Source organism: Hymenobacter sp. BRD67, assembly GCF_013256425.1.
Lineage (GTDB): Bacteria > Bacteroidota > Bacteroidia > Cytophagales > Hymenobacteraceae > Hymenobacter.
On sequence record NZ_CP053904.1, the window covers coordinates 3,549,093 to 3,569,440 of the forward strand.

General features: G+C 61.0%; 14 protein-coding genes and 1 tRNA gene. 7 read left to right on the top strand and 8 right to left on the bottom strand.

Annotated features, from left to right (window positions below):
• Positions 1-46: 46 nt before the first annotated feature.
• The 3 genes from GKZ67_RS16540 to GKZ67_RS16550 all read right to left on the bottom strand — a co-directional run bounded on the left by GKZ67_RS16540 (position 47) and on the right by GKZ67_RS16550 (position 2,374).
• A complete protein-coding gene (locus tag GKZ67_RS16540) occupies positions 47-544 on the bottom strand; it encodes a SixA phosphatase family protein (RefSeq protein WP_173244471.1) in 498 nt (165 codons plus the stop codon).
• Positions 545-664: 120 nt separating this feature from the next.
• Positions 665-2,008, bottom strand: coding sequence for a GTPase HflX (hflX, locus tag GKZ67_RS16545; RefSeq protein ID WP_173244476.1), 1,344 nt, complete (start codon positions 2,006-2,008; stop codon positions 665-667).
• A gap of 69 nt (positions 2,009-2,077) precedes the next feature.
• Positions 2,078-2,374 carry a c-type cytochrome gene (locus tag GKZ67_RS16550; RefSeq protein ID WP_173244479.1) on the bottom strand — a complete coding sequence of 99 codons (297 nt, stop codon included), beginning with the start codon at positions 2,372-2,374 and terminating at the stop codon, positions 2,078-2,080.
• Between the two features lie 198 nt (positions 2,375-2,572).
• Here GKZ67_RS16550 and GKZ67_RS16555 point away from each other — a divergent pair, with 198 nt between their 5' ends.
• Entirely contained in the window at positions 2,573-3,712 is a 1,140-nt protein-coding gene (locus tag GKZ67_RS16555) for a glycosyltransferase family 4 protein (protein WP_173244482.1), read from the top strand.
• A 40-nt stretch (positions 3,713-3,752) separates the two neighbouring features.
• Positions 3,753-4,298 carry a dTDP-4-dehydrorhamnose 3,5-epimerase gene (gene rfbC / locus GKZ67_RS16560; RefSeq protein ID WP_173244485.1) on the top strand — a complete coding sequence of 182 codons (546 nt, stop codon included), beginning with the start codon at positions 3,753-3,755 and terminating at the stop codon, positions 4,296-4,298.
• 39 nt (positions 4,299-4,337) lie between these two features.
• Here the strand turns inward: rfbC and GKZ67_RS16565 are convergent, their stop codons facing one another.
• The gene (locus GKZ67_RS16565) at positions 4,338-5,636 is read right to left on the bottom strand and encodes a UDP-N-acetylmuramoyl-tripeptide--D-alanyl-D-alanine ligase (protein WP_173244488.1); all 1,299 of its coding nucleotides are present in this window, start codon (positions 5,634-5,636) and stop codon (positions 4,338-4,340) included.
• Between the two features lie 151 nt (positions 5,637-5,787).
• Here GKZ67_RS16565 and GKZ67_RS16570 point away from each other — a divergent pair, with 151 nt between their 5' ends.
• Positions 5,788-8,139 carry a T9SS type A sorting domain-containing protein gene (locus GKZ67_RS16570; RefSeq protein ID WP_173244491.1) on the top strand — a complete coding sequence of 784 codons (2,352 nt, stop codon included), beginning with the start codon at positions 5,788-5,790 and terminating at the stop codon, positions 8,137-8,139.
• 92 nt (positions 8,140-8,231) lie between these two features.
• Here the strand turns inward: GKZ67_RS16570 and GKZ67_RS16575 are convergent, their stop codons facing one another.
• The 3 genes from GKZ67_RS16575 to GKZ67_RS24745 all read right to left on the bottom strand — a co-directional run bounded on the left by GKZ67_RS16575 (position 8,232) and on the right by GKZ67_RS24745 (position 13,549).
• Positions 8,232-9,035 (bottom strand): amidohydrolase, encoded by an 804-nt coding sequence (locus GKZ67_RS16575; RefSeq protein ID WP_317172169.1) that lies wholly within the window; start codon positions 9,033-9,035, stop codon positions 8,232-8,234.
• Positions 9,036-9,097: 62 nt separating this feature from the next.
• Entirely contained in the window at positions 9,098-10,273 is a 1,176-nt protein-coding gene (locus GKZ67_RS16580; protein WP_173244494.1) for a methionine aminotransferase, read from the bottom strand.
• Positions 10,274-10,522: 249 nt separating this feature from the next.
• Complete coding sequence (locus tag GKZ67_RS24745) at positions 10,523-13,549, bottom strand: PAS domain-containing protein (protein WP_173244497.1); 3,027 nt, start codon at positions 13,547-13,549, stop codon at positions 10,523-10,525.
• A 189-nt stretch (positions 13,550-13,738) separates the two neighbouring features.
• Between GKZ67_RS24745 and GKZ67_RS16590 the strand changes: the two genes are divergently transcribed.
• Complete coding sequence (locus tag GKZ67_RS16590; RefSeq protein ID WP_173244500.1) at positions 13,739-16,687, top strand: 7TM diverse intracellular signaling domain-containing protein; 2,949 nt, start codon at positions 13,739-13,741, stop codon at positions 16,685-16,687.
• Positions 16,688-17,039: 352 nt separating this feature from the next.
• Positions 17,040-18,245, top strand: coding sequence for an OmpA family protein (locus GKZ67_RS16595; protein ID WP_173244503.1), 1,206 nt, complete (start codon positions 17,040-17,042; stop codon positions 18,243-18,245).
• Between the two features lie 96 nt (positions 18,246-18,341).
• On the opposite strand, the gene GKZ67_RS16600 is transcribed toward GKZ67_RS16595, so the two are convergent.
• A tRNA-Phe gene (locus tag GKZ67_RS16600) sits at positions 18,342-18,414 on the bottom strand.
• A 173-nt stretch (positions 18,415-18,587) separates the two neighbouring features.
• Here GKZ67_RS16600 and GKZ67_RS16605 point away from each other — a divergent pair.
• Entirely contained in the window at positions 18,588-19,970 is a 1,383-nt protein-coding gene (locus tag GKZ67_RS16605) for a (Fe-S)-binding protein (protein WP_173244506.1), read from the top strand.
• Positions 19,971-20,000: 30 nt separating this feature from the next.
• Entirely contained in the window at positions 20,001-20,312 is a 312-nt protein-coding gene (locus GKZ67_RS16610) for a hypothetical protein (protein ID WP_173244509.1), read from the top strand.
• The last annotated feature ends 36 nt before the right edge of the window (positions 20,313-20,348 follow it).

The following is a 20,348-nucleotide window of genomic DNA, read 5'->3' on the forward strand; positions in this document are numbered from 1 at the left end:
GCCTGGTCTAACGAAAAACAAACAACGAAAATCGAATACCTACTGGCTATCCCACGTTTTTCGGGCAGTCGAAGAAGTAAAACTCGGCGTTAGCCTGCTTTACCTCAGCCCAGGCTTCTGTTTGAAAGCGCAGGCATATAACGCCGGCGGTGGGCATTTCGCTGCTTAGGGGCGAGGGCGAGAGGTAATTGGCCACATCGGTAAGGGTGGGGTTGTGCCCGGTCAGCAGCACCGACTGCGCCGTGTCGGGCAGGGCGCGGATAATAGCCAGCAGGTCGTCGAGGTCGGCCTGGTAAATACCGGGCTCCACAACAATATTAGCAGAAGCATATTTTAGCTCCCTGGCTACCAGTACCGCCGTGCTCATAGCCCGCACGGCCGGCGAGCTTACGATAAGGTCGGGCACAATGTGCCGGGCAGCCAGGGCCTGCCCCATACGGGGCGCATCGTCGCGGCCCCGGTCGTTGAGTGGGCGCTCCTGGTCGCTCAGCTCATCGAAGCTCCAGCTCGACTTGGCATGGCGCATTAGATACAGCGTTTTCATGGCACGAAGCTAGGCGATGATGGGCACAAAAAAGCCGGCCGTTGCAGCCGGTCTTTTTTGGTAAGAAAGAAGTTGGCTAACGAACCTGTTTAGGAAAAAGTACTTAATATAGTAAAAATACTATTTATACTCATCGTAGCTGGCTGCCTGATGCGGGAAGCGGCGAGCGGCCAGCTCGGCCACGCGCCGGCCCAGCAGTTCGCGCAGGGCTTCGATATTTTCCTTGTTTTGGGCCGAAATAAACACGACCGGGTCGTGCAGCCGGGCCATGTACGTTTCCTGCAGCTGCTCAAGCGGCGGGCGCGGGGTTGGCTCGTCAAAATCGCCGGGGAAATCCTGCTGCGGGTCGTCGCTGGCAAACACGGGGGCGGGGTCCGCATCGTGGGTGTACTGGTCTATCTTATTGAAAACGAGCAGCACCGGCTTGTCAGCGGCGCCAATTTCGCGCAGCGTTTCATTTACTACCGCAATGTGCTCCTCAAAAGCCGGATGAGAGATATCGACAACGTGAATGAGCAGGTCGGCTTCCCGAATCTCATCGAGTGTGCTCTTGAAGCTTTCGATGAGCTTGGTCGGCAGCTTGCGGATAAACCCAACGGTATCCGATAGCAAAAAGGGAATATGGTTGTCGAGCACCACCTTGCGGGTAGTAGCATCGACGGTGGCAAAGAGCTTGTTCTCGGCAAATACCTCGGCTTTGCCCAGCAGGTTCATAATGGTCGATTTGCCTACGTTGGTGTAGCCCACCAGCGCCACCCGAATGGTATTGTTGCGCGTTTTGCGCTGCGTGGCGGCCTGCTTGTCGAGGTCTTCGAGCTTATCCTTCAGAAAGGCGATGCGGTCACGCACAATCCGGCGGTCGGTTTCGATTTCCGTTTCGCCCGGCCCCTTCATGCCTACCCCGCCGCGCTGCTTGTCGAGGTGAGTCCAGAGACCAGTAAGCCGGGGCAATAAGTACTGATACTGAGCCAGCTCTACCTGCGTGCGCGAAGTAGCCGACTTGGCCCGCAGGGCAAAGATGTCGAGAATGAGCAGCGACCTGTCCACGATTTTCACTTTCAGCTCGGCTTCCAGGTTGCGCAGCTGTGAGGGCGAGAGGTCGTCGTCGAACACCACCATGCTGGATTTTTCGTGCGTCACCCAGGCCTTTAGTTCGGCCAGCTTGCCCTCGCCCACGTAGGTGCGGATATCGGGCTTGTCTAGCTTCTGCACAAAGCGGCGAGTGGCCTGGGCCCCGGCCGTTTCGATAAGAAAGGCCAACTCGTCGAGGTATTCGGTCGTTTGCGCGTCGGTTTGGCGGCGCGGGGGCACGCTCACGAGCACGGCGGTTTCGACCTCCCTGGCAGTTTCGTAGGTTTTAGTCTTGAGCAGCCGGTCGAGCTTGGTATCGCGGCGGGCGGGCGTGTGGTCGGTAGCGCCCACGTGCCGCGTGCTGCTGTGCGAGTTTTCGGATTGTTTGGCCATGCAATAAGCGAATGGTTGTCGGCTGATGGGTGCTACTACGCGGTTGCCAGCCTCAGCGGCTACCGGCAACTACTTTAGAGTGAGAGAATACGCTACCACCTGCGCTATCTGAGCCGGCGTAAGCGTTTTGCCAAAGGCCGGCATTTTGCGCATACCATTGGTAACCAAATAGGTGCGCCCAGATTCATTGAGGTTACTTTTGGTAAGGTCATGCGCGCCGTTTCGGCCCAGCCGGCCATCCGGGCCGTGGCAGCGCTGGCAGTTTTTTTGAAAGAGCAACTGGCCGGGTTCGGGTGGTGCCGCTTGCACCGGCCCCGCCCAGCCGAGCAAAGCCAGCGGCAAGCCAACGATTTTTAAAAGCTTCATAGAGGTAGTATAACGCAAAAACCAGCCCGAAAGTAACCGCCGGCACTACTTAAAATAACGGCCGGGGCGATTTTCGGCCCGACCTTTGTCGCTACTTCTAATGAGAAATGGCGTGAGCCGGCCCCCAAGTAAGGTAACTGCAAGTCAGCTACCCGGCCCCTTGCCCCTGCCTCAGTCACTTCCTCACTCATTGCTCAAGTGCGCGTTGCCTTAGTCATTAATACTTCTTGGAACATCTGGAACTTCCGCCGGGGCCTGGTGAAGGCATTGCGGGCGGCCGGGCACGAGGTGCTGGCCATTGCGCCCCCCGACGCTTATTCCGACCGCCTGGAAAGTGAGCTGGGCTGCCGCTACGTGCCCATCGTGATGGAAAACAAGGGTACCAACCCCATCAAGGATGCCCAGCTGACACGCCGCTTTATGCGCGTGTACCAGCAGGAGCGCCCCGATGTAGTGCTGCACTTTACCATCAAGCCTAATATCTACGGCACCCTGGCGGCGCGGCTGGCAGGCGTGCCCAGCATCAACAACGTGAGTGGGCTGGGCACGGTATTTATCGTCGAAAACCTGGTGAGCAAGGTAGCGCGGGGGCTCTACCGGCTGGCTTTCCGGTACCCGCACAAGGTATTTTTTCAGAATAACGACGACCGCGAGCTTTTTGTGCGCTACGGGCTGATAAAGCCCGCGCTTACGGGCCTGGTGCCCGGCTCGGGGGTCGATTTGACCCGGTTTCAACCTCAGCCGGCCATTGAAAAAGCCGCGGGTGAGCCTTTTACCTTCCTGATGGTGGCGCGGGTGCTTTACGAAAAGGGTATTGTTGAATATTTTGCGGCCGCCAAGCAGGTGCAGGCGGCAATGGGGGCCGATAAGGTCCGCTTTCAGCTCCTGGGCGGCCTCGACGAGGCCGGCGGCGTGGGAGTGCCCCGCGCCACCTTCGAGCAGTGGCTGACGGAAGGCCACGTAGCCTACCTGGGCACTTCCGACGACGTGGCGGCCCACCTGCACCAGGCCAACTGCATCGTGCTGCCCTCCTACCGCGAGGGTACACCCAAAACCCTGCTCGAAGCTGCCGCTTGCGGCAAGCCCCTGGTAACCACCGACGTGCCAGGCTGCCGCGAAACCGTGCAAAATGGTCGCAACGGCTACCTCTGCGAAGTGCGCTCGGCTTCCGACCTGGCCGATAAGCTCCTTATGGTGGCGCAGCTGCCCGCGGCCCGCCTCGCGGCGCTGGGGGCCGCCAGCCGCCAGCTGGCCGAAGAAAAATTTGATGAGCAGCTCGTGCTGCGCCAGTACCTGGCCGCGGTTGCCGAAGCCGGCCAAAAGATTACCAGCGCGTAGCTTTCATCCTGACCTGAGCAAACCCACTAGTATATAGTAAATGCAAGTTATTACCCATGCCCTGCCGGGCCTACTTGAGTTTCGCCCCCGCATTTTTGGTGACCCGCGTGGCGCATTCTTCGAGACCTTTAGTGCCCGCACGATGGAAGGGCTGGGCCTGCCCCGCCACCACTGGGTGCAGGATAATCAGAGTATCTCGAAGGCGGGCACGTTGCGCGGGCTGCATTTCCAGCGCCCGCCGCACGCCCAGGCCAAGCTGGTGCGGGTGGCCCAGGGGCGGGCCCTCGATATAGTAGTTGACTTGCGCCACCGCTCCAGCACATTTGGCCAGCACGCCAAAGTAGAGCTAACCGCCGAGCTGGGCAATGTGCTCTACGTGCCCGAGGGCTTCGCCCACGGCTTCGCGGCGCTGGAAGATGATACGTTGTTTCTGTATAAGTGCTCCGATTACTATGCTCCTGCCGCTGAAGGAGGAGTACGCTGGAACGACCCGGCGCTGGGCATCGACTGGGGAGTAGCCGAGGCCCTGATATCGCCGAAAGATGCCACGCTGCCCACCCTGGCCGAGCTGGAAAATCCGTTTTAGCCAAGTAATAGTGCTGCTGAGGCTGGCTCATCAGCAGCGCTAGAGCAGCGGCAGCAGTGTTTCCAAACCCATGCCGCGCGAGCCTTTGAGCAATACGAGCTGGTGGCGTAACGGGTGCTGCGTTAGCCACGCGGCGGCAGTGGCTTTATCAGCAAAGTACGACGCCGACGGATACGCCGTGGCGGCATCCTGCATCAGGGCCCCGATGAGGATTACGTTGGTTAGCGGCAAAGTGGCCAGTAGCTTTCCCAGCGCCTGATGTTCGGCAGCGCTGGTTTCGCCCAGCTCAAACATATCGCCCAGGATAGCTACCCGGCCCTGTCCGGCTGCTACGGGGCGCTGGGCAAAGCTGCGCAGCGCCGCGACCATGCTGCTGGGGTTGGCATTGTAGGCATCTAGTATAAGGTCGTTGCCGAGCGCCGTGTGCGCGAGCTGGGAGCGGTTATTTTGCGGATTATACGTAGCCAGGGCCTCGGCCACGTGCGCGGCCGGCACGCCGAAGCAAGCGCCCACGGCAGCGGCGGCGGCCATATTCGGAAAATTATATTCTCCGGTGAGCTGCGCCATTACCTGGGTGCCATCCCAGAGGCGCAGGCGCAACGCAGGGTTGGCGGCGAGCAGTGCCGCCGGGTAGTCGTCGGCCGGGCCGGGGTAGCTGATGCGCGTCGGCACGGCGGCAGCCAGCGTGGGCAGCTTCGCATCAAGGGTATTGACGAAAGCTGTGCCGCCGGTAGCGCGCAGATAGTCAAATAGCTCGCCCTTGCCTTTTGCGATGCCCTCTTCGCCCCCAAATCCTTCGAGGTGAGCCTTGCCGATGTTGGTGATGAGGCCGTAGGTAGGCTCGGCCCACCGGCAGTAGTCGGCGATTTCACCTTGGTGGTTGGCTCCCATCTCAATCACGGCAAAATTGTGCTCGCGGGGGCGCAGGCGCAGCAGCGTAAGGGGCACTCCAATGTGATTATTCAAATTTCCCAAGGTAGCCAGCACCGTAAACTTTTGGGCCAGCACCACTGTCAGCAGCTCCTTGGTGGTAGTTTTGCCGTTGGAGCCGGTTATCGCCAGCACCGGGCCCCGAAAGTGGCGGCGGTGCTCAAGGGCCAGGGCTTGCAGGGCCACCAGCGGGTCGGGGGCATAAGTGTAGCGGGTGGGGTCCTGGGCCGCCAGCGGCTCGTCGTCAACGACGGCGTGGCGGGCGCCCTTGGCCAGGGCACCGGCCGCGAAGGCCGCCCCGCGAAAGCTGGGGCCGTTGAGGGCAAAAAACAAAGTGCCGGGCTGGGGTTGGCGCGAGTCGGTACTCACCTGGCCCTGCGCGGCGAGATAATGGTCGTAGAGAGTCATGAGCAGAAGCCGGAGCGATGGCCGCCCGGCGACAAAGCCGGTCCGCCAGTAGATTGGGCCGGGCAAATGCAAAGTAACGTGCAATTTTTACGCGGCGCGCTAAACTATGGCGGCCGGCGGCGCTGTTATGGCCTGTACCATCCCTTGTTTTATGCTGCATATTCTATCGCGCGTTGGGCTACTGCTGGCGCTGCTGGGCGGACTACTCGCCGGCCCGGCCCAGGGCCAGACGTCGGGCTCCCAGTTTGGCTTTCAATACGGCAGCGTAGCTAAAATTGTGCAGGGCACTGATACCCTGGGTATGCCCTGGGCCGGCGGGCTCAACGCGCCGCAGTTCAGCAGCATCGATTTCAATGGCGATGGCCAGCCCGACCTGTATGCGTTTGACCGGCAAACGTCGCGCAGCTATACCTTTCTGAGCGTGGCCGCTGCCGGCGGCACGGGCCGGCACTGGCAGTATGCGCCCGAGTACGAGTGGGCTTTTCCGACCGACCTTTCGGGCTGGGCGCTGCTGCGCGACTACGACTGCGATGGGCGGGCCGATTTATTTACCTTCGCCAGCGGCGGCGACATTCGGGTGTTTCGCAACGTGCCCGACGCGGCCGGCCACCCGAGCTTTGTGCTGGCCAACAACCAGCTGACGTTTCCTATCTACAACGGCTACATCAGCAACCTCAACATTGGGGCGTACAATCTGCCTTGCATTCAGGATGTAAACGGCGATGGGCGGCTCGATATCCTGACCTACGACTTCGTAGGCTCTACGGTAATCGAGCTGTATCTGAACGCCAGTACCGGCAGCTGCGGCGGCATCACTTCCTTTACCCAGGCCACCAACTATTGGGGGCAGGTAGTTGCCTGCGCCGACTGCGCCAGCTACCAGCTGCAAGGGGCGGCGGCCTGCTCGCCGCAGCGCATTCAGCACAGCACGGGCCACAACGTGCTGCTGCTCGACCTCAACGGCGACGGCAAGCTCGACCTGCTCGACGGCCGCGACAACTGCCCGCAGCTAACGCGGCTACTCAACTCGGGGACTTCCAATACCGATGCTGTTATCGCCGCCGCGGGGGCCAGCAGTGCGTTTCCGTCGGCGGCCGCGCCCGTGAACGTGCCGGTTTTTCCGGCCCCCTACTCGTTTGATGCCAACTTCGACGGGGTGCCCGACCTGGTAGTGTCGCCCAACATGGCCGACAACTCGCTCGACCGCGTGAGCATGCGCCACAGCGTACCCCTGTACCTGAACACGGCTACCAGCGCAGGTGCCGTGCCCAGCTTCAGCCTGAGCAGCGATGGCTTTTTACAGAATGACATGCTCGACGCGAGCGAGGGCAGCATGCCGGCCTTTGGTGACCTCGACGGCGATGGGCTCACCGATATGCTGGTGGGCAACCAGGGCGATTTAGTGAATGGGTACTACCGGGCCAGCCTTTATTACTACCGCAACGTAGGCACTGCGCATCGGCCTGTTTTTCAGCTCGTAACCGAAGATTACCTGGGGCTGGCGGCCACAGCGGCCCTCACTCCAGGCGTAAAGTTTGAGTCGCTGCGCCCGGCGCTGGTCGACCTAAACCGCGATGGAGCCCTCGATTTGGTGTACTCGGCGTACAACGGCACAACATTAAATTTAAATTATATATTAAATACTGCATCTTCCGGGCAAGCGGCCAGCTTTTCGGCGGCGCGGGCCAGCTACTTTCAGCTGCCGGGCCTTACCGGCAACCTCGTGGTTTCTTCGCTGGAAGGCGACACGCCCTGCTTTTTTGATGTAGACAATGACGGGTACGTAGACTTGTTGCTGGGTACCAATGCCTTGCAGCCCAGCGGCGGCAGCCTGCGCTACTTCCGCAACCAGGGAGCCGGCAGCCTGGGCAACCTGGCCAACGCTTTTGTGCTGGCCGATGGCGATTATGGGCAGCTGCTCAACAATGGCAGCCGGCCGGCTTTTCTGGCACCCGCAGTAGCCGACTTCGACGGCGACGGCCAGCCCGACTTGCTGACGCTCGACGGCAAAGGCACGGTCAGCCTCTACAGTAACTTTCGCAGCCAGGGCCCCAAGTTCATTGCGCGCAATGAACTGTTTTACAACAGCTTCAGCGGCCTTTACGAGCCGGCCCGGCTGGGCCAGGGCTACGTGCTGCGCTTTGCGGCTGCCGCGGCCGACCTCAACCAGGATGGCACTCCCGAGCTGTACGTAGGCACCCAAACCGGCGGCATTATCAGCTTTATGCCCCGCAACCGCACGGTGTTGGCCACGCGCACGGCTGCTGCCGTCAGCCTGGCTCTCAGTATTTACCCCAACCCGGCCGGGCAGGCCGCCACCACCGAAACCGCGCAGCCCACGCGTCTGCGCCTGTTTGACCTGGCCGGGCGCCAGGTGCTCAGCGACATGACCCTCACGCGCACTCATCACCTCGACCTGCGTGCCCTCGCCCCCGGCCTGTATGTGGTGCAGGCCACTGCAGCCGATGGCACTGCTACCAGCCAGCGCCTGGCCGTGGAGTGAGGAGCAGCAACCTACCGGGCAGCACGCCGCGAAGCCGGCCCGGCGTACTAACTCGCGCGGGCGGGCTATACTTTTTTACCGGTAGCTGCTGGTCAGCCACAGTCTTTTAGCATGAAGTCGTCGGCGTCGAGCAGGAAGGGTAGCTGCTCGCGGTAGCCCTCCAACGGGCCCGCCTGTAGGGTGTGCGTAAGCACCGTTTGAAGGTTGCCGGCCTGCGCCAGGTATTCGCCATGAATATCGAGCAGCGCCGACTGGCCGGAATATTCCTGCCCGATACCATCGGTCCCCAGCCTATTGACCCCCAAGGTATAAGCCATGTTTTCGATGGCCCGCGCCCGCAGCAGGGTTTTCCATATTTCGGCCCGCGCCTGCGGCCAGTTGGCTACGTACAGCAATAAGTCGTAGGGGTCGTGCCGGTCATTGCGGCTCCAGACCGGGAAGCGCAGGTCGTAGCAGATAAGCGGCCGGATGCGCCAGCCGCGCCACTCTTCCAGCAGGCGGCTGGTGCCGGCTGAGTACACCAGGTGCTCGCCAGCCAGCCGAAACAGGTGACGCTTGTCGTAGGCGCTATAGCTGCCATCGGGCCGCACCCAGAACAGGCGGTTGTAAAAGCAGCTGCCATCACGGGTAAGTACGCTGCCCGTAACTACGGCATCGTAGCGGGCAGCCTGTTCGCGCATCCAGTCCAGCGTGGGGCCGGGAAAGGTTTCGGCCTGAGCCTCAGCCTCCATGCTGAACCCGGTGGTAAACATTTCCGGCAGTACAATCAGGTCTGTGAGGCCTTTTTCGGGCAGTGCCGAGGCGAGCAGCTCGGTAATCAGCGCGCGGTTTTCGGCAGGTTGATGCCAGTGTAAGGTAGTTTGGACCAGGGATACAGTTAAATCTTTCTTCATCATACCAACTCATAATTTCTGTTACCAAAGCGGCTTACCAGGAGGCAGCACTATCTTTTCAGGAGCTATTGCCCTGGCACTAAAGGTGGCCGGGCCAGGCGCTCGCCGGCCAGGTGCAGCATCGCCGGGCCTTTGGCAAAGCAAAAGCGCACCAGGCCAGCGTTGTAGCCATCGTGGTAAAATGCCGACACCGGTACTACCGCCACGCCCCACTGCCGGGCCAGCTCTTCGGCAAAAGCCAGGTCGGGCAGGGTAGAGAGCGCTGCATAGCTGGCCAGCTGAAAGTAGCCACCCGGCACCGGCAGCAGCCCCCAGCCGGTGTCGGCCAGCCGGGCCGCAAACTCGTCGCGCTTAGCCTGGTAAAACCCGGCCAGGCCGCGGGCGTGCGCGTCGGTGGGGTCGGCCTCCAGCACATCGGCCAGGGCGTGCTGCGTGGGGGTGCTTACGGCGAAGGTTACGAATTGATGCACCCGCCGCAGCTCGGCACTGAGGGCGGGTGGAGCCAGGCAGTAGCCCACCTTCCAGCCGGTAGCGTGGTAGGTTTTGCCAAACGACGACAGCACAAAGCTGCGCGCCCGTAACCCCGGATGCCGGCGTGCGCTGCCCGGCAGCACCCCGTCGAATACCAGGTGCTCATACACTTCATCGGAGAGCACCAGTATATCGGTGCCCTCGGTGAGAGCCGCCAGCGCTTCCCAGTCGGCAGCCCCAAACACCGCGCCGCTGGGGTTGTGCGGACTATTCACCATAATGAGCCGGGTGCGGGGCGACAGTGCCTTGCGCACCTCGTCCCAATCGGGCCGGAACTGCGGAGCCGGCAGGCGCACGTAGCGCGGCACCCCACCCTGCAGGCGCACGGCCGGTCCATACAGGTCATAGGCCGGCTCCAGGATAATAACCTCATCGCCGGGACGCACTACGGCAGCCAGTACACCATAGAGCGCCTCCGTAGCCCCGGCCGTAATGGTTACCTCGGTGTCGGGGTCGGGGGCGGGCGCATCGGGCTGCAAGCGGCTTACCTGCGCCGCAATGGCCGCCCGCAGGCGGGGTAGCCCCGGCATGGGCGCATACTGATGGCTACCGCTGGCCAGCGCGTGGCGCGCCAATGCCTCGCGCAGCACCAGCGGCGGGTCATAATCAGGAAAACCCTGGGCCAGGTTGAGCGCACCAGTCTGCTGGGCCAGCAAGGTCATCCGGCTGAAAATACTGACTCCAACATCAGGCAGCTTGGAAGAAAGCATAAGCGCTACTGTAAGCAACAAAAGGACAGCTACTAAACCGGCCTGGTAATCAGGAGTTTCTAACCCGCAGATAGAGCGCAGCCCGGCTACTGCCGGGCAAAATACAGCATAGGCAGTATAAATGCGTGGCAAATGCAGCTGCTTCGGCGAGCGGACAACGGCCGCGTCCGGCTCCAGCGCCGGCAAGCTGGCGGAAGTTTAATATAAATAATTAACTATTTTTAAGCAATGCGTAATCTGACCGCTCATTTACGGAAAGTACAGCCGAAACGTGGACCCCACACCTAGCTGGCTGGCCACCTCTATGCGGCCGCCGGCGTTATCCAGTATTTTCTTGACCATATAGAGCCCGATGCCCGTGCCGTCTACGTGGCTGTGCAGGCGCTGAAACAGGCCGAATAGCTGGCGCTGCTGGTTTTCGTCGAGGCCCAGGCCGTTGTCCTGTACTTCTATCACGCTGTAGGGCGCAACTGAGTAGCTGCGCAGGCGCACAAGCGGCCGGCGGTGAGGGTGGCGGTACTTAAAAGCATTGCTGAGCAGGTTGTAAATAACACTGCGCAGGTTTTTTTCCGAAAAAGCCAAGCGAGGGCAGGCCGCCACATCTACCGAAAGCTTGCCCGCAGTGGCAGCCAGCTGGGGCTGCAAATCGAGCCGCACGGCCTCAACCAGCGCGGCCAGGTCGATAGCGGCGGCACCAGGCTGCTCGTACGCTTTTTGCAACTTGGTTACCTCCGTCAGGTCACCGATAGTACGCTGAAAGCGTTCTATGGCGCGCTGCATCATGGTTAGCAGCGGCGCGATATTAGTGAGGTCGGCTACCTGGTCCAGCTCTTCGCGCAACGCGGTTACCAGCCCTTCGATATTGCCTATGGGCTCCCGCAAATCGTGCGAGGCGATGTAAATAAAGTTGTCGAGGTCGGCATTCGTGCGAATAAGCTGCTCATTGGCCGCAGTAAGGCGCTGGTTGGCAAGCGACACCTGCTGGCGGGCCGCCACTTGCTCGCTTACTTCGGTAGCCACTACCGCCACACTCGTAATCAGCCCCTGCGCATCGCGCAAGGGTTGGTATACAAAGTTGAGGTACACTTGCTTCAGACCGCCCTCGCGCTCAAGCAGGGCGCTTACCTCCTGAGCCACAAAGGCCTCACCGGTCGCCATCACTTGGTCGAGAAGCTCCATAAAGCCCTGGTCGCGCACTTCGGGCAGCACCTCCAGCAATTCGCGGCCGACTACCTGGGCCGGAGTGCGGCCCCAGATTTGGGCCATCAGCGGGTTGGCTACTTCGATAACGTAGTGCGCGCCGCGCATGATGGCAATGGCAACTGGGGCCTGGGCAAACAGGTCGGCAAGCTGGGCCTGCTGCTCCAGCTGCTGCCGGCGGGCAACTACCTGCTCACTTACGTCGAAGGCAAACGACGACACGCCGACAATCTCCCCGTTTTCACGGTCGGCCTGGTAGGTAAAGTTCAGGTAGCGTGTATAGGACCGGCCTTCCGCGTCGTAAATCACCACGGGTACTTCATTGCCGAAGTAGGGGCTTCCGGTCTGATACACTTGGTCGAGCAGGGTAATAAAACCGCCGGTAACGGCGGCCGGAATGGCCTCGGCCGTAGCCCGGCCCATAAGTACGCGGTTGGGAAACAGCTCCTGATAGGCAGGATTGACGTACTCGATGAAGTGCTGCAGACCCCGTGCAATAAAAACCAGGGCCGATGTCTGCTCGAATACGTGGTAAAATGCCTGGCGCTGCGCGGCCAGCCGCTCGGCGGCGGCCATAGCTTCGGCCTGGGCGGCCAGGGCCTGCTGGCGGTTATGTACCTTATCGGTCGTATCGACAATAAATATCAGAACACCAATGGTCTGCTGCTGGGCGTCGAGCAGTGGCTGAAAGCTAAAGTCAACGTACCGCTGCTCGGGCTCAGCTTCGGCGGCGTTTTTTAGCCACAAAGGGTGCTCTGTATCCGATACTGACTTGCCGCTGGCATATACCTGGTCGAGCAGCCCACCTATGCTTTGCTCAAGCAGCTCGGGTACTACCTCGGCCAGGGCGGCTCCCAGGCGTGGACGGTGCCCGGTAAGGGTCAGGAAGCTGGTATTGAAAAAAGTATAGTGGTGCTGAGGGCCGGCCAGGGTAGCCACGGCGGCCGGCACCTGCCTCAGTATTTGCTGAAGCCGATTTTCCTGAACCGCCACCTGCTCGCGCTGACGCTGGGTTTCTTCGAGTGCCTCAACCAGCGCACGTGTGCGCTTGGCTACACGCGCCTCTAGTGCTTCGTTAAGGTGCTGCAGCGCGCGCTGGGCAACCAGCAGCTCGTTGGTACTTGCCCTTATTTCCTCATTAGCCGCTTGCAGCTCTTCATTAGCAGCCGCCAGCTCTTCATTTAGCTGGTTCGTCTGGCGCGCCTGCTCTTCTACCAGCTGACGGGCCCGCACTTGTTCGGTTACCTCAATTGCCACCACCACAATACCCGTCACGGTGCCGTCTTCGCTGCGCTGGGGCTGGTAAGTAAAATTAAGGTAGGCTGTTTCGAGCTGCCCCTGGCGCTTCAGCACCGCCGGCACCTCGGTTCCATAAAAAGGCTGCGCCGTGCGCAGCACCTCGGCCAGCAGCTGGTCGAACCCCTGGCCCTGAATCTCGGGCAGTGCCACTAGCAGCGGCAGGCCAATTACCTCCTCGGGATGGCGGTCCCACAACCGGCAAACCAGGGGGTTGGCCAGAGTAATAATGTACTCCGGGCCTTCCAGGTACGCAAAAGCTACGGGAGCCTGCTGCAACAGGCTATAGAGCTGCTGGCGCTGGCTTTCGGCTTCGGCCCGGGCGGCCCGCTCGCTTACCTGGCTCTTGCGCAGGGCCACTTCTACGGCCGAGCGCGACTCGTCGGCAGTGTCGGTGAAGCTCACGAGCAGTCCCTGCCCTACTCGGCACGCCGACAGCCGGAAATAGTTGTCCAGGCTGTCGCCCTGGTAGTTGACATCCAGACGCGCCGGGCCACCTGCCTCAAACGTATCACGGTGAAAGGCAAATACCCCTGTTTCCAGCGTGTGCGGATAGTACTGCAGGTAGGTGCCACCCGGCCGCGCCGGCTGCCTCAGAATGCGCTGCGCCGCCGGGTTTAGCAGGTCAATGGTAAAATCGACGATGACGCCGTCGGCGTCCCGAATGGGCGAGTAAAGGGCCATGCCCGTGAGCGAAACCTCAAGCATTGCCCGCAGCAGTTCGTCGGGCGGGTATGCTGCGCGTAAATCGTCGAAAAAGGGAGCAGCAAATTCGGCCATGATGGCCAAGCTACGTAAAGTAGGCCGCTCCTGGCTATTACGCCTCAGAATTTGGCCGCCTCCCAGCTGAATTGTGGCGGCCAAATTCTTGGTTATTTGTAACTTGCCGCTAGCTCCGGCCACTCAGTAAATGAGTGGCCGCTGCCCACCGGCGGTCGTTTTTATCTGGTGCTGCTCACCTGGCAAAGTATGCGGTTTTGGCTATTTCTTCTCCTGAGCCTATGGCCAGCCACCCGGTGCCTGGCAGCGCAGCGCGGGCCGGTTACGACGGCCCCGCCCGCCCTGCTATTGCGCGACACGACCCGGACGTATCAGCTTTCGCCGCTGCTGGAGCTGCTGCCCGACCCGCCGGGCGCGCCGTTGAGCCTGGCTCAGGTGCTGTCGGCGCCCTATGCCAGCCGCTTTCGGCGCAGCCCCGAGTCTATTCCCAATACTGCTGGCAGCCACACGTACTGGGTAAGGTGGCAGCTCGGCAACGCGCTCAACACGCGCACCCAATGGGTACTGAGCATGCGGGCTTTCCTGACCAGCTTCGACCTGTTTACGGTAGACGCGCGAGGCCGGGTGATACGGGCTCAGCACCTCGACCCCGACTACACCTGGGCGGCGCTGCACACGCTACCGGGCCGGCGGTTCAACATTGCCCTGACGCTACCCAGCGGGCAGCCGCGCACCTTTTACTTGCATTCAGCAGGCAGTATATATAACTTTCAGCTTTGCGAGCGCACGCATCTGCTGCAGCTATTTCGGGAGGGAGACGTGTGGGAAACGCTTTTTTTTGGCACCTTCCTGGTACTGGTGGTGTACAATCTACTGCTTTTCCTGGCTATCCGCGACCGCACCTACCTCTACTACGTGCTGTATGCCAGCAGCTTTGCGCTTTTACAAGCGCAGGCCACTGGCTACCTTCGCCAGTGGCTGGCTCCGGTGCTAGCCGCGCCGGCTCTGACCAGCCAGCACATCGACCTGCTGGAGGGCCTGCTGCTGGGGGCTACGCTGTTTACCGGCATTCTCACGGTTCGCTCCTTTCTGGAAACCGGGCGCCTTGCGCCGCGGCTCGATGGGGCGCTGCGGGCAGCCGCTTACTTTACGCCCCTGCCCCTGCTGGCCGTATATATACCCTACGACTGGGGTGGCTGGCTGGCGCCCCTGGTGGCGCTGGGCGTGAGTGCGGCGCTGCTGGCCGCCGGCATCGCCGTCACCCTGACCGGCTACCGGCCGGCGCGGTATTACATGGCCGGCTGGACGCTGGTGCTGCTCGCCGTTATTGCGTTTTACCTGCGCACGCTGCGGCTGCTGCCCGTGTCGTTTTTCACCGAATACGGTATTCGGGTTACCTCGGCCCTCGATGTAATTCTGCTCTCGCTGGGGCTGGCCGACCGCATCAACGTGGCCCGGCGCGAGCGGCAGCTGGCTCAGGAGGCTACTATTGCGGCGCTGCGCGAAAAGGATGACGTGCGCGAGCAAGCCACGCGCGAGCTGACCCGCCATGCGGCGCAGCTGCAGCACGCTTACCAGGAGCTGCAAACCAGCCTGCAAACCACCGATAAGCTGCAAAGCCTGGATGAGCTAAAGACGCGCTTTTTCACCAACATCAGCCATGAGCTGCGTACGCCGCTTACGCTTATTCTGGCCCCGCTCGAGCAGCTCGTGACCGATACCCGCGCCGACCATCCGGCGGCGGCCGAGTACGAGCTGATGCACCACCAGGCCCAGCGCCTGCTGCAGCTCGTCAATCAGCTGCTCGACGTAGCCCGGCTCGAAGCAGGCCAGCTCCGGCTCCGGGCAGTGCCCACCGACCTGCGCCGCTTCGTGCGCATCCACGCGGCGGCCTTTAGCTCGCTGGCCGCCAGCCGCGGCCTGAACCTGACCATTGAGGCCGATGGCCCCGCCGTGGAAGCCTGGGTAGAGCCCGACCAGCTGGAAAAAATCCTGGGTAATCTGCTCAGCAATGCCCTGAAATTTACGCCGGCCAGCGGCACGGTGCGCGTGCGGCTTTATGCCGACGACCAGGAGGCCGTGCTTCAGGTACAGGATACCGGGCCGGGCATTGCCCCCGAGCACCTGGGCCGCATTTTCGAGCGGTTTCAGCAGGCAGATGACTCCCTTACACGCCCGCACGGTGGCTCGGGGGTAGGCCTGGCGTTGGTCAAAGAGCTCGTGCAGCTGCATCACGGCCAGGTATGCGTCCAAAGCACGCTGGGCCAGGGCACTACCTTTGAAGTGCGGCTGCGGCTGGGCTGCGCTCACTTAACGCCCGAGCAAATGGCCGAGCCCACGGCAGCCGAAGTGCCCGCGACTACCGCCCTGGCCGAGCGGCCCGGCCCAACCGAGCGGGCGGCCAGGGCGGCAGCCCACACTTCCGGGAGCCGGCCCTTGGTGCTTATCGTGGAAGACCACCCCGACATGCGTCAGTACCTGCGCACCTGCCTGGCGGCCAACTATCGCGTGCTGCTTGCCTCCGATGGGCCGGCTGGCCTGGCGGCGGCCCACGCCCACAACCCCGACCTAGTTGTAAGCGACCTGATGATGCCGGGGCTCGATGGCCTGGGCTTGTGCGAGCAGCTAAAAGCCAATGAGGCAACCAGCCATATTCCGGTGGTACTGCTCACGGCTCGCACCGCCGACGAAAGCCGGCTGGCCGGCCTGGAACTGGGCGCCGACGACTACCTCACCAAGCCTTTCCGCCCGGTCGAGCTGCGGGCGCGGGTGCACAACCTTATTCAGCAGCGGCAGCTGCTGCGGCGGCGCTTTGGGCAGGAAATGACTTTGCAGCCCCGCGATATCGCCATTACTTCGGTCGATGCGCACTTTCTGACCAGGGCGCTGGAGGTGGTAGAGGCGCACCTGGCCGACCCCAATTTTAGCGTCGACCAACTTGCCGATGCGCTGCACCTGAGCCGTATGCAGCTGCATCGCAAGCTCAAAGCCCTGGCCGACCAGCCCGCTACCGAGTTTATTCGCACCGTGCGCCTACGCCGGGCAGCGCAGCTACTGGCCGCCACTGCCGGCAATGTCGGCGAAGTGTGCTACCAGGTAGGCTTCCAGCATTTATCCTATTTTACCAAGTGCTTTCGGGAGCTGTATGGCTACCCGCCGTCAGAACATGCCGCCCGCCAGGCGGCCCTCACAGAGTAGAAGCATGAGCCTTCATCGTCTGCTGGCCGAGATTTAATTTACCGATATAAGCCCGATAGCATCGGGCTTTTTTATTAATCACGCCTGACTATGAGCATATTATACACTCTGTTACAAAAGTGCTAGCTTTTGTAAAATTCCTGCTAACTACCACCAGCGGCACCCAGCCACCTTTGCCGAAGTCACTGGCTTGTGCCCCTGCACTGAGCACTGCACTGGCAGCAAGGCATACATCGGCCCAGCTTTCCATCCTACTTTATATGTCAGACTGAGCCCCTTCATTTTAAGCAGTCTGCATTCTCTCTCAAAAACTCCCATCCAAACGGCAGCCCAGGCGACGCCCCTAAACAGCATGAAAAACCTATATAAACCTGCGTTAGCACTGCTGTTGCTTGGCACAGCGCCGGGCGCTCACGCCCAGTTCCGGTTACCCGACATCGGCTCGCGCGTGCAGAATGCGGTAAACAATCGTCTTAGCCAGCGCACCGACCAGGCCATCAACAAAGGCCTCGACAAAACCGAAAGCGCGGCTACCTCGGCCGCCAAGGGCACAGCAAGCAGCCCGGCCGCCACCGACGCGGCGGGTAGCACCGCCCCGGCCGGCGGTGAGCACCTGACTTCCCGCTACGACTTTGTGCCGGGCAGCAAGGTCATTTTTGAAGACCGGCTGGCTGGTGAGCAGCTGGGCGAGTTTCCGGCCCGCTGGGAGCTGCTCGACGGCAGCGCCGAAGTACTGAGCGCGAGCGGGCAGCCAGCAATTGCCATTGCCCGTAATGCCGATATCAGCCCGCTTATCAAGGAGGCCAACTATCTGCCAGCGGCGTTTACGCTGGAGATGGACGTATTTCTACTGCCTTCGCAACGCATGTTTGTGTGGCTGTGGGACGAGCGGAAGCACCATCAGGAGGTGAATGGCGAGCTGGGATACCTGCAAATCACGGAAAAAGGCATTACAATGCCCGATAAAAACCTGGGACAGGAAACCCTGACCGAAACGGTGCCGGCCGGCAGCTGGCATCACGTTGCCCTGGCTTTCAACCAGCGCAGCCTCAAAGGCTACCTCGACCAGAGCCGCCTGCTGAACGTGCCCGATGTGCACGGCAAGCCGACGGGCCTTACCATCGGGGCCCGGCCCATCTACGGCGATACCAAGCCGCTGCTGGTGCGCAATGTGCGGCTGGCCGAGGGTGGTAAAGACCTGTATGCCCGCCTCATGACCGATGGCCGCATTGTAAGCCACGATATTTTATTTGACCCTGGCCAGGCGGTTATCAAGCCGAGTTCGCAGCCTGCTCTCACCCAGCTGGCCAGCCTACTGCAAAGCCAACCGGCACTTCGCTTCAGCATAGAAGGCCACACCGACTCGGATGGTGATGCCGCGGCCAACCTAAAACTGTCGCAGGCACGGGCCGAGGCAGTTCGGGCTGCCCTGCTCAAAGCAGGCATCTCGGCTGACCGCCTCACCGCCAAGGGCTTGGGAGAAACCAAGCCGCTCGACCCCAGCAATACCGCCGCAGCCAAGGCCCAGAATCGCCGCGTCGAGTTTGTGAAGATTTAGGCAAGGCCCACTTAACTACAGTAAGCTAAGAAACCGAGCGCCTCATTTCTTGGAACGAAAAAAAGCCTCCTGCACTGGTGCAGAAGGCTTTTTTTGTGGCAACAGTTGGAATCGAACCAACGACACCAGCATTTTCAGTGCTGTGCTCTACCAACTGAGCTATGTTGCCGGGTTTTCCGAAGCCGGGTTAGCGGCTTGGGAGCGCAAAGGTACGAAAACCGGGTTACCGTGCAAGAATCTGGGCAAAAAAATTTCAGGAACGTGAGCAAGGCGCACCTAAAGTAGTCGTCATGCCTACTAAATTGCGGCCCTATCCCACCCTGCCGCTTACCTTTACCGTCTATGCTGCAACCCATTCTTTTCGCGCTGCTGTTGCTGGCAGCCTTCGGCCTGTTTGCCTGGCAGGTCCGCAAAATTCGGGCTAACATCCTTGTGGGCCGCGACCGCGATATGAGCGGCCACTTCGGCGAGCGCCTCAACAAAACCCTGCTGGTGGCTTTTGGCCAGCAGAAGATGTTTAAGCGCGTTACGCCCGCAGTGCTGCACCTGGTGGTGTACGTGGGTTTTATCGTCATCAATATCGAGGTAATTGAGATTATTATCGATGGCCTGTTTGGCACGCACCGCTTCCTGAGCTTTCTGGGGCCGGTGTACAGCGCCCTGATGGCCGTGAATGAAACACTGGCCGCGCTGGTTATTGTGGCGGTCGCGGCGTTTTGGTGGCGGCGCAACCACCGCCCGCCGGTGCAGCGGTTTACCGGCGTAGAGCTGCGCATGTGGCCCAAGCTCGATGCCAATATTATTCTCTATATAGAAGTAGCGCTGATGGCGGCGCTGTTCTTCATGAACTCGGCCGACATTCGGCTGCACCAGCTCGAAGGCAAGGCCCTGCCGGGCGCGTTCCCGGTCAGTCACTTTCTGGCCAACCTGCTTCCGGCTACCAGCGTGGACACGCTCGAAGTGCTGGAGCGCGCCGGCTGGTGGATTCACATCACGGGCATCCTGTTGTTTCTCAATTACCTCCCAAGCTCCAAGCACTTCCACATCCTGCTGGCCTTCCCGAACGTGTGGTACTCGCGCCTGGTACCGCAGGGGCAGTTTTCCAACGTAGACAGCATTACCCACGAGGTGAAGGCTATGATGGACCCGAGCTACGTAGTGCCGGCCCCGGCTACCAACCCCGACGGCTCGGCCCTGGCGCCCACGCCCTTCGGGGCCAAAGACGTGGAAGACCTGCCCTGGACTTCGCTGCTGAACGCGTACTCGTGCACCGAGTGCGGCCGCTGTACCTCGGTGTGCCCGGCCAACCTGACGGGCAAGCTGCTCTCGCCGCGCAAAATCATCATGGACACCCGCGACCGGGTGGAGGAGAAATACAACTCGCCGCTCATCTTCCACCCCAACGTGTACGGCCCCGAAGCCAGGCACGAGCCCATCACGGACCTGGCCAACGCCACGCTGCTGCGCGGCAAAGTAACGCCCGAGGAGCTGTGGGCCTGCACCACCTGCAACGCCTGCGTCGAGAGCTGCCCGGTGAACATCAACCCTTTGGAAAGTATCATCGAGATGCGCCGCTTCCTGGTGCTGGAAGAGTCGGCCGCACCCAACTCGCTCAACGTCATGTTCTCCAACATCGAAAACAACGGTGCGCCCTGGGCCTTCTCGCCTTCCGACCGCCTCAACTGGGCCGATGAGCTGTACGTGGCGGAGAAGGTGACGACATAAATTAGTACGCACCGACTAGCTTATCTTTTTATGAAAGGCGAAGACCAAATTTTGGGATTGCTGGCCGAACTGCTGCGTAAACCAGACCAGACTCATGAAACCTTAGCGGAGATGAATAATCGGCTGGGCAACGTGGAGAACCGACTGGGCAACGTAGAAAATAAACTTGACACAGTGGCAGCAAACCAGGTGGCGCACCAGCAGACTTTGCATACGCTGGCGCTCAACCAGCATCAGCGCGAGCTTGAAGATATTATGGGTATTCTGGACTCCGTGGCCCGGATGCAGCGCGATACGAATCGTCGTCTCGACCGCTTGGAGCATCCCGGTGATTTCGCTTGATTGAGCCCTCGTTGTTAGTGATTGTGAGTATTTAGC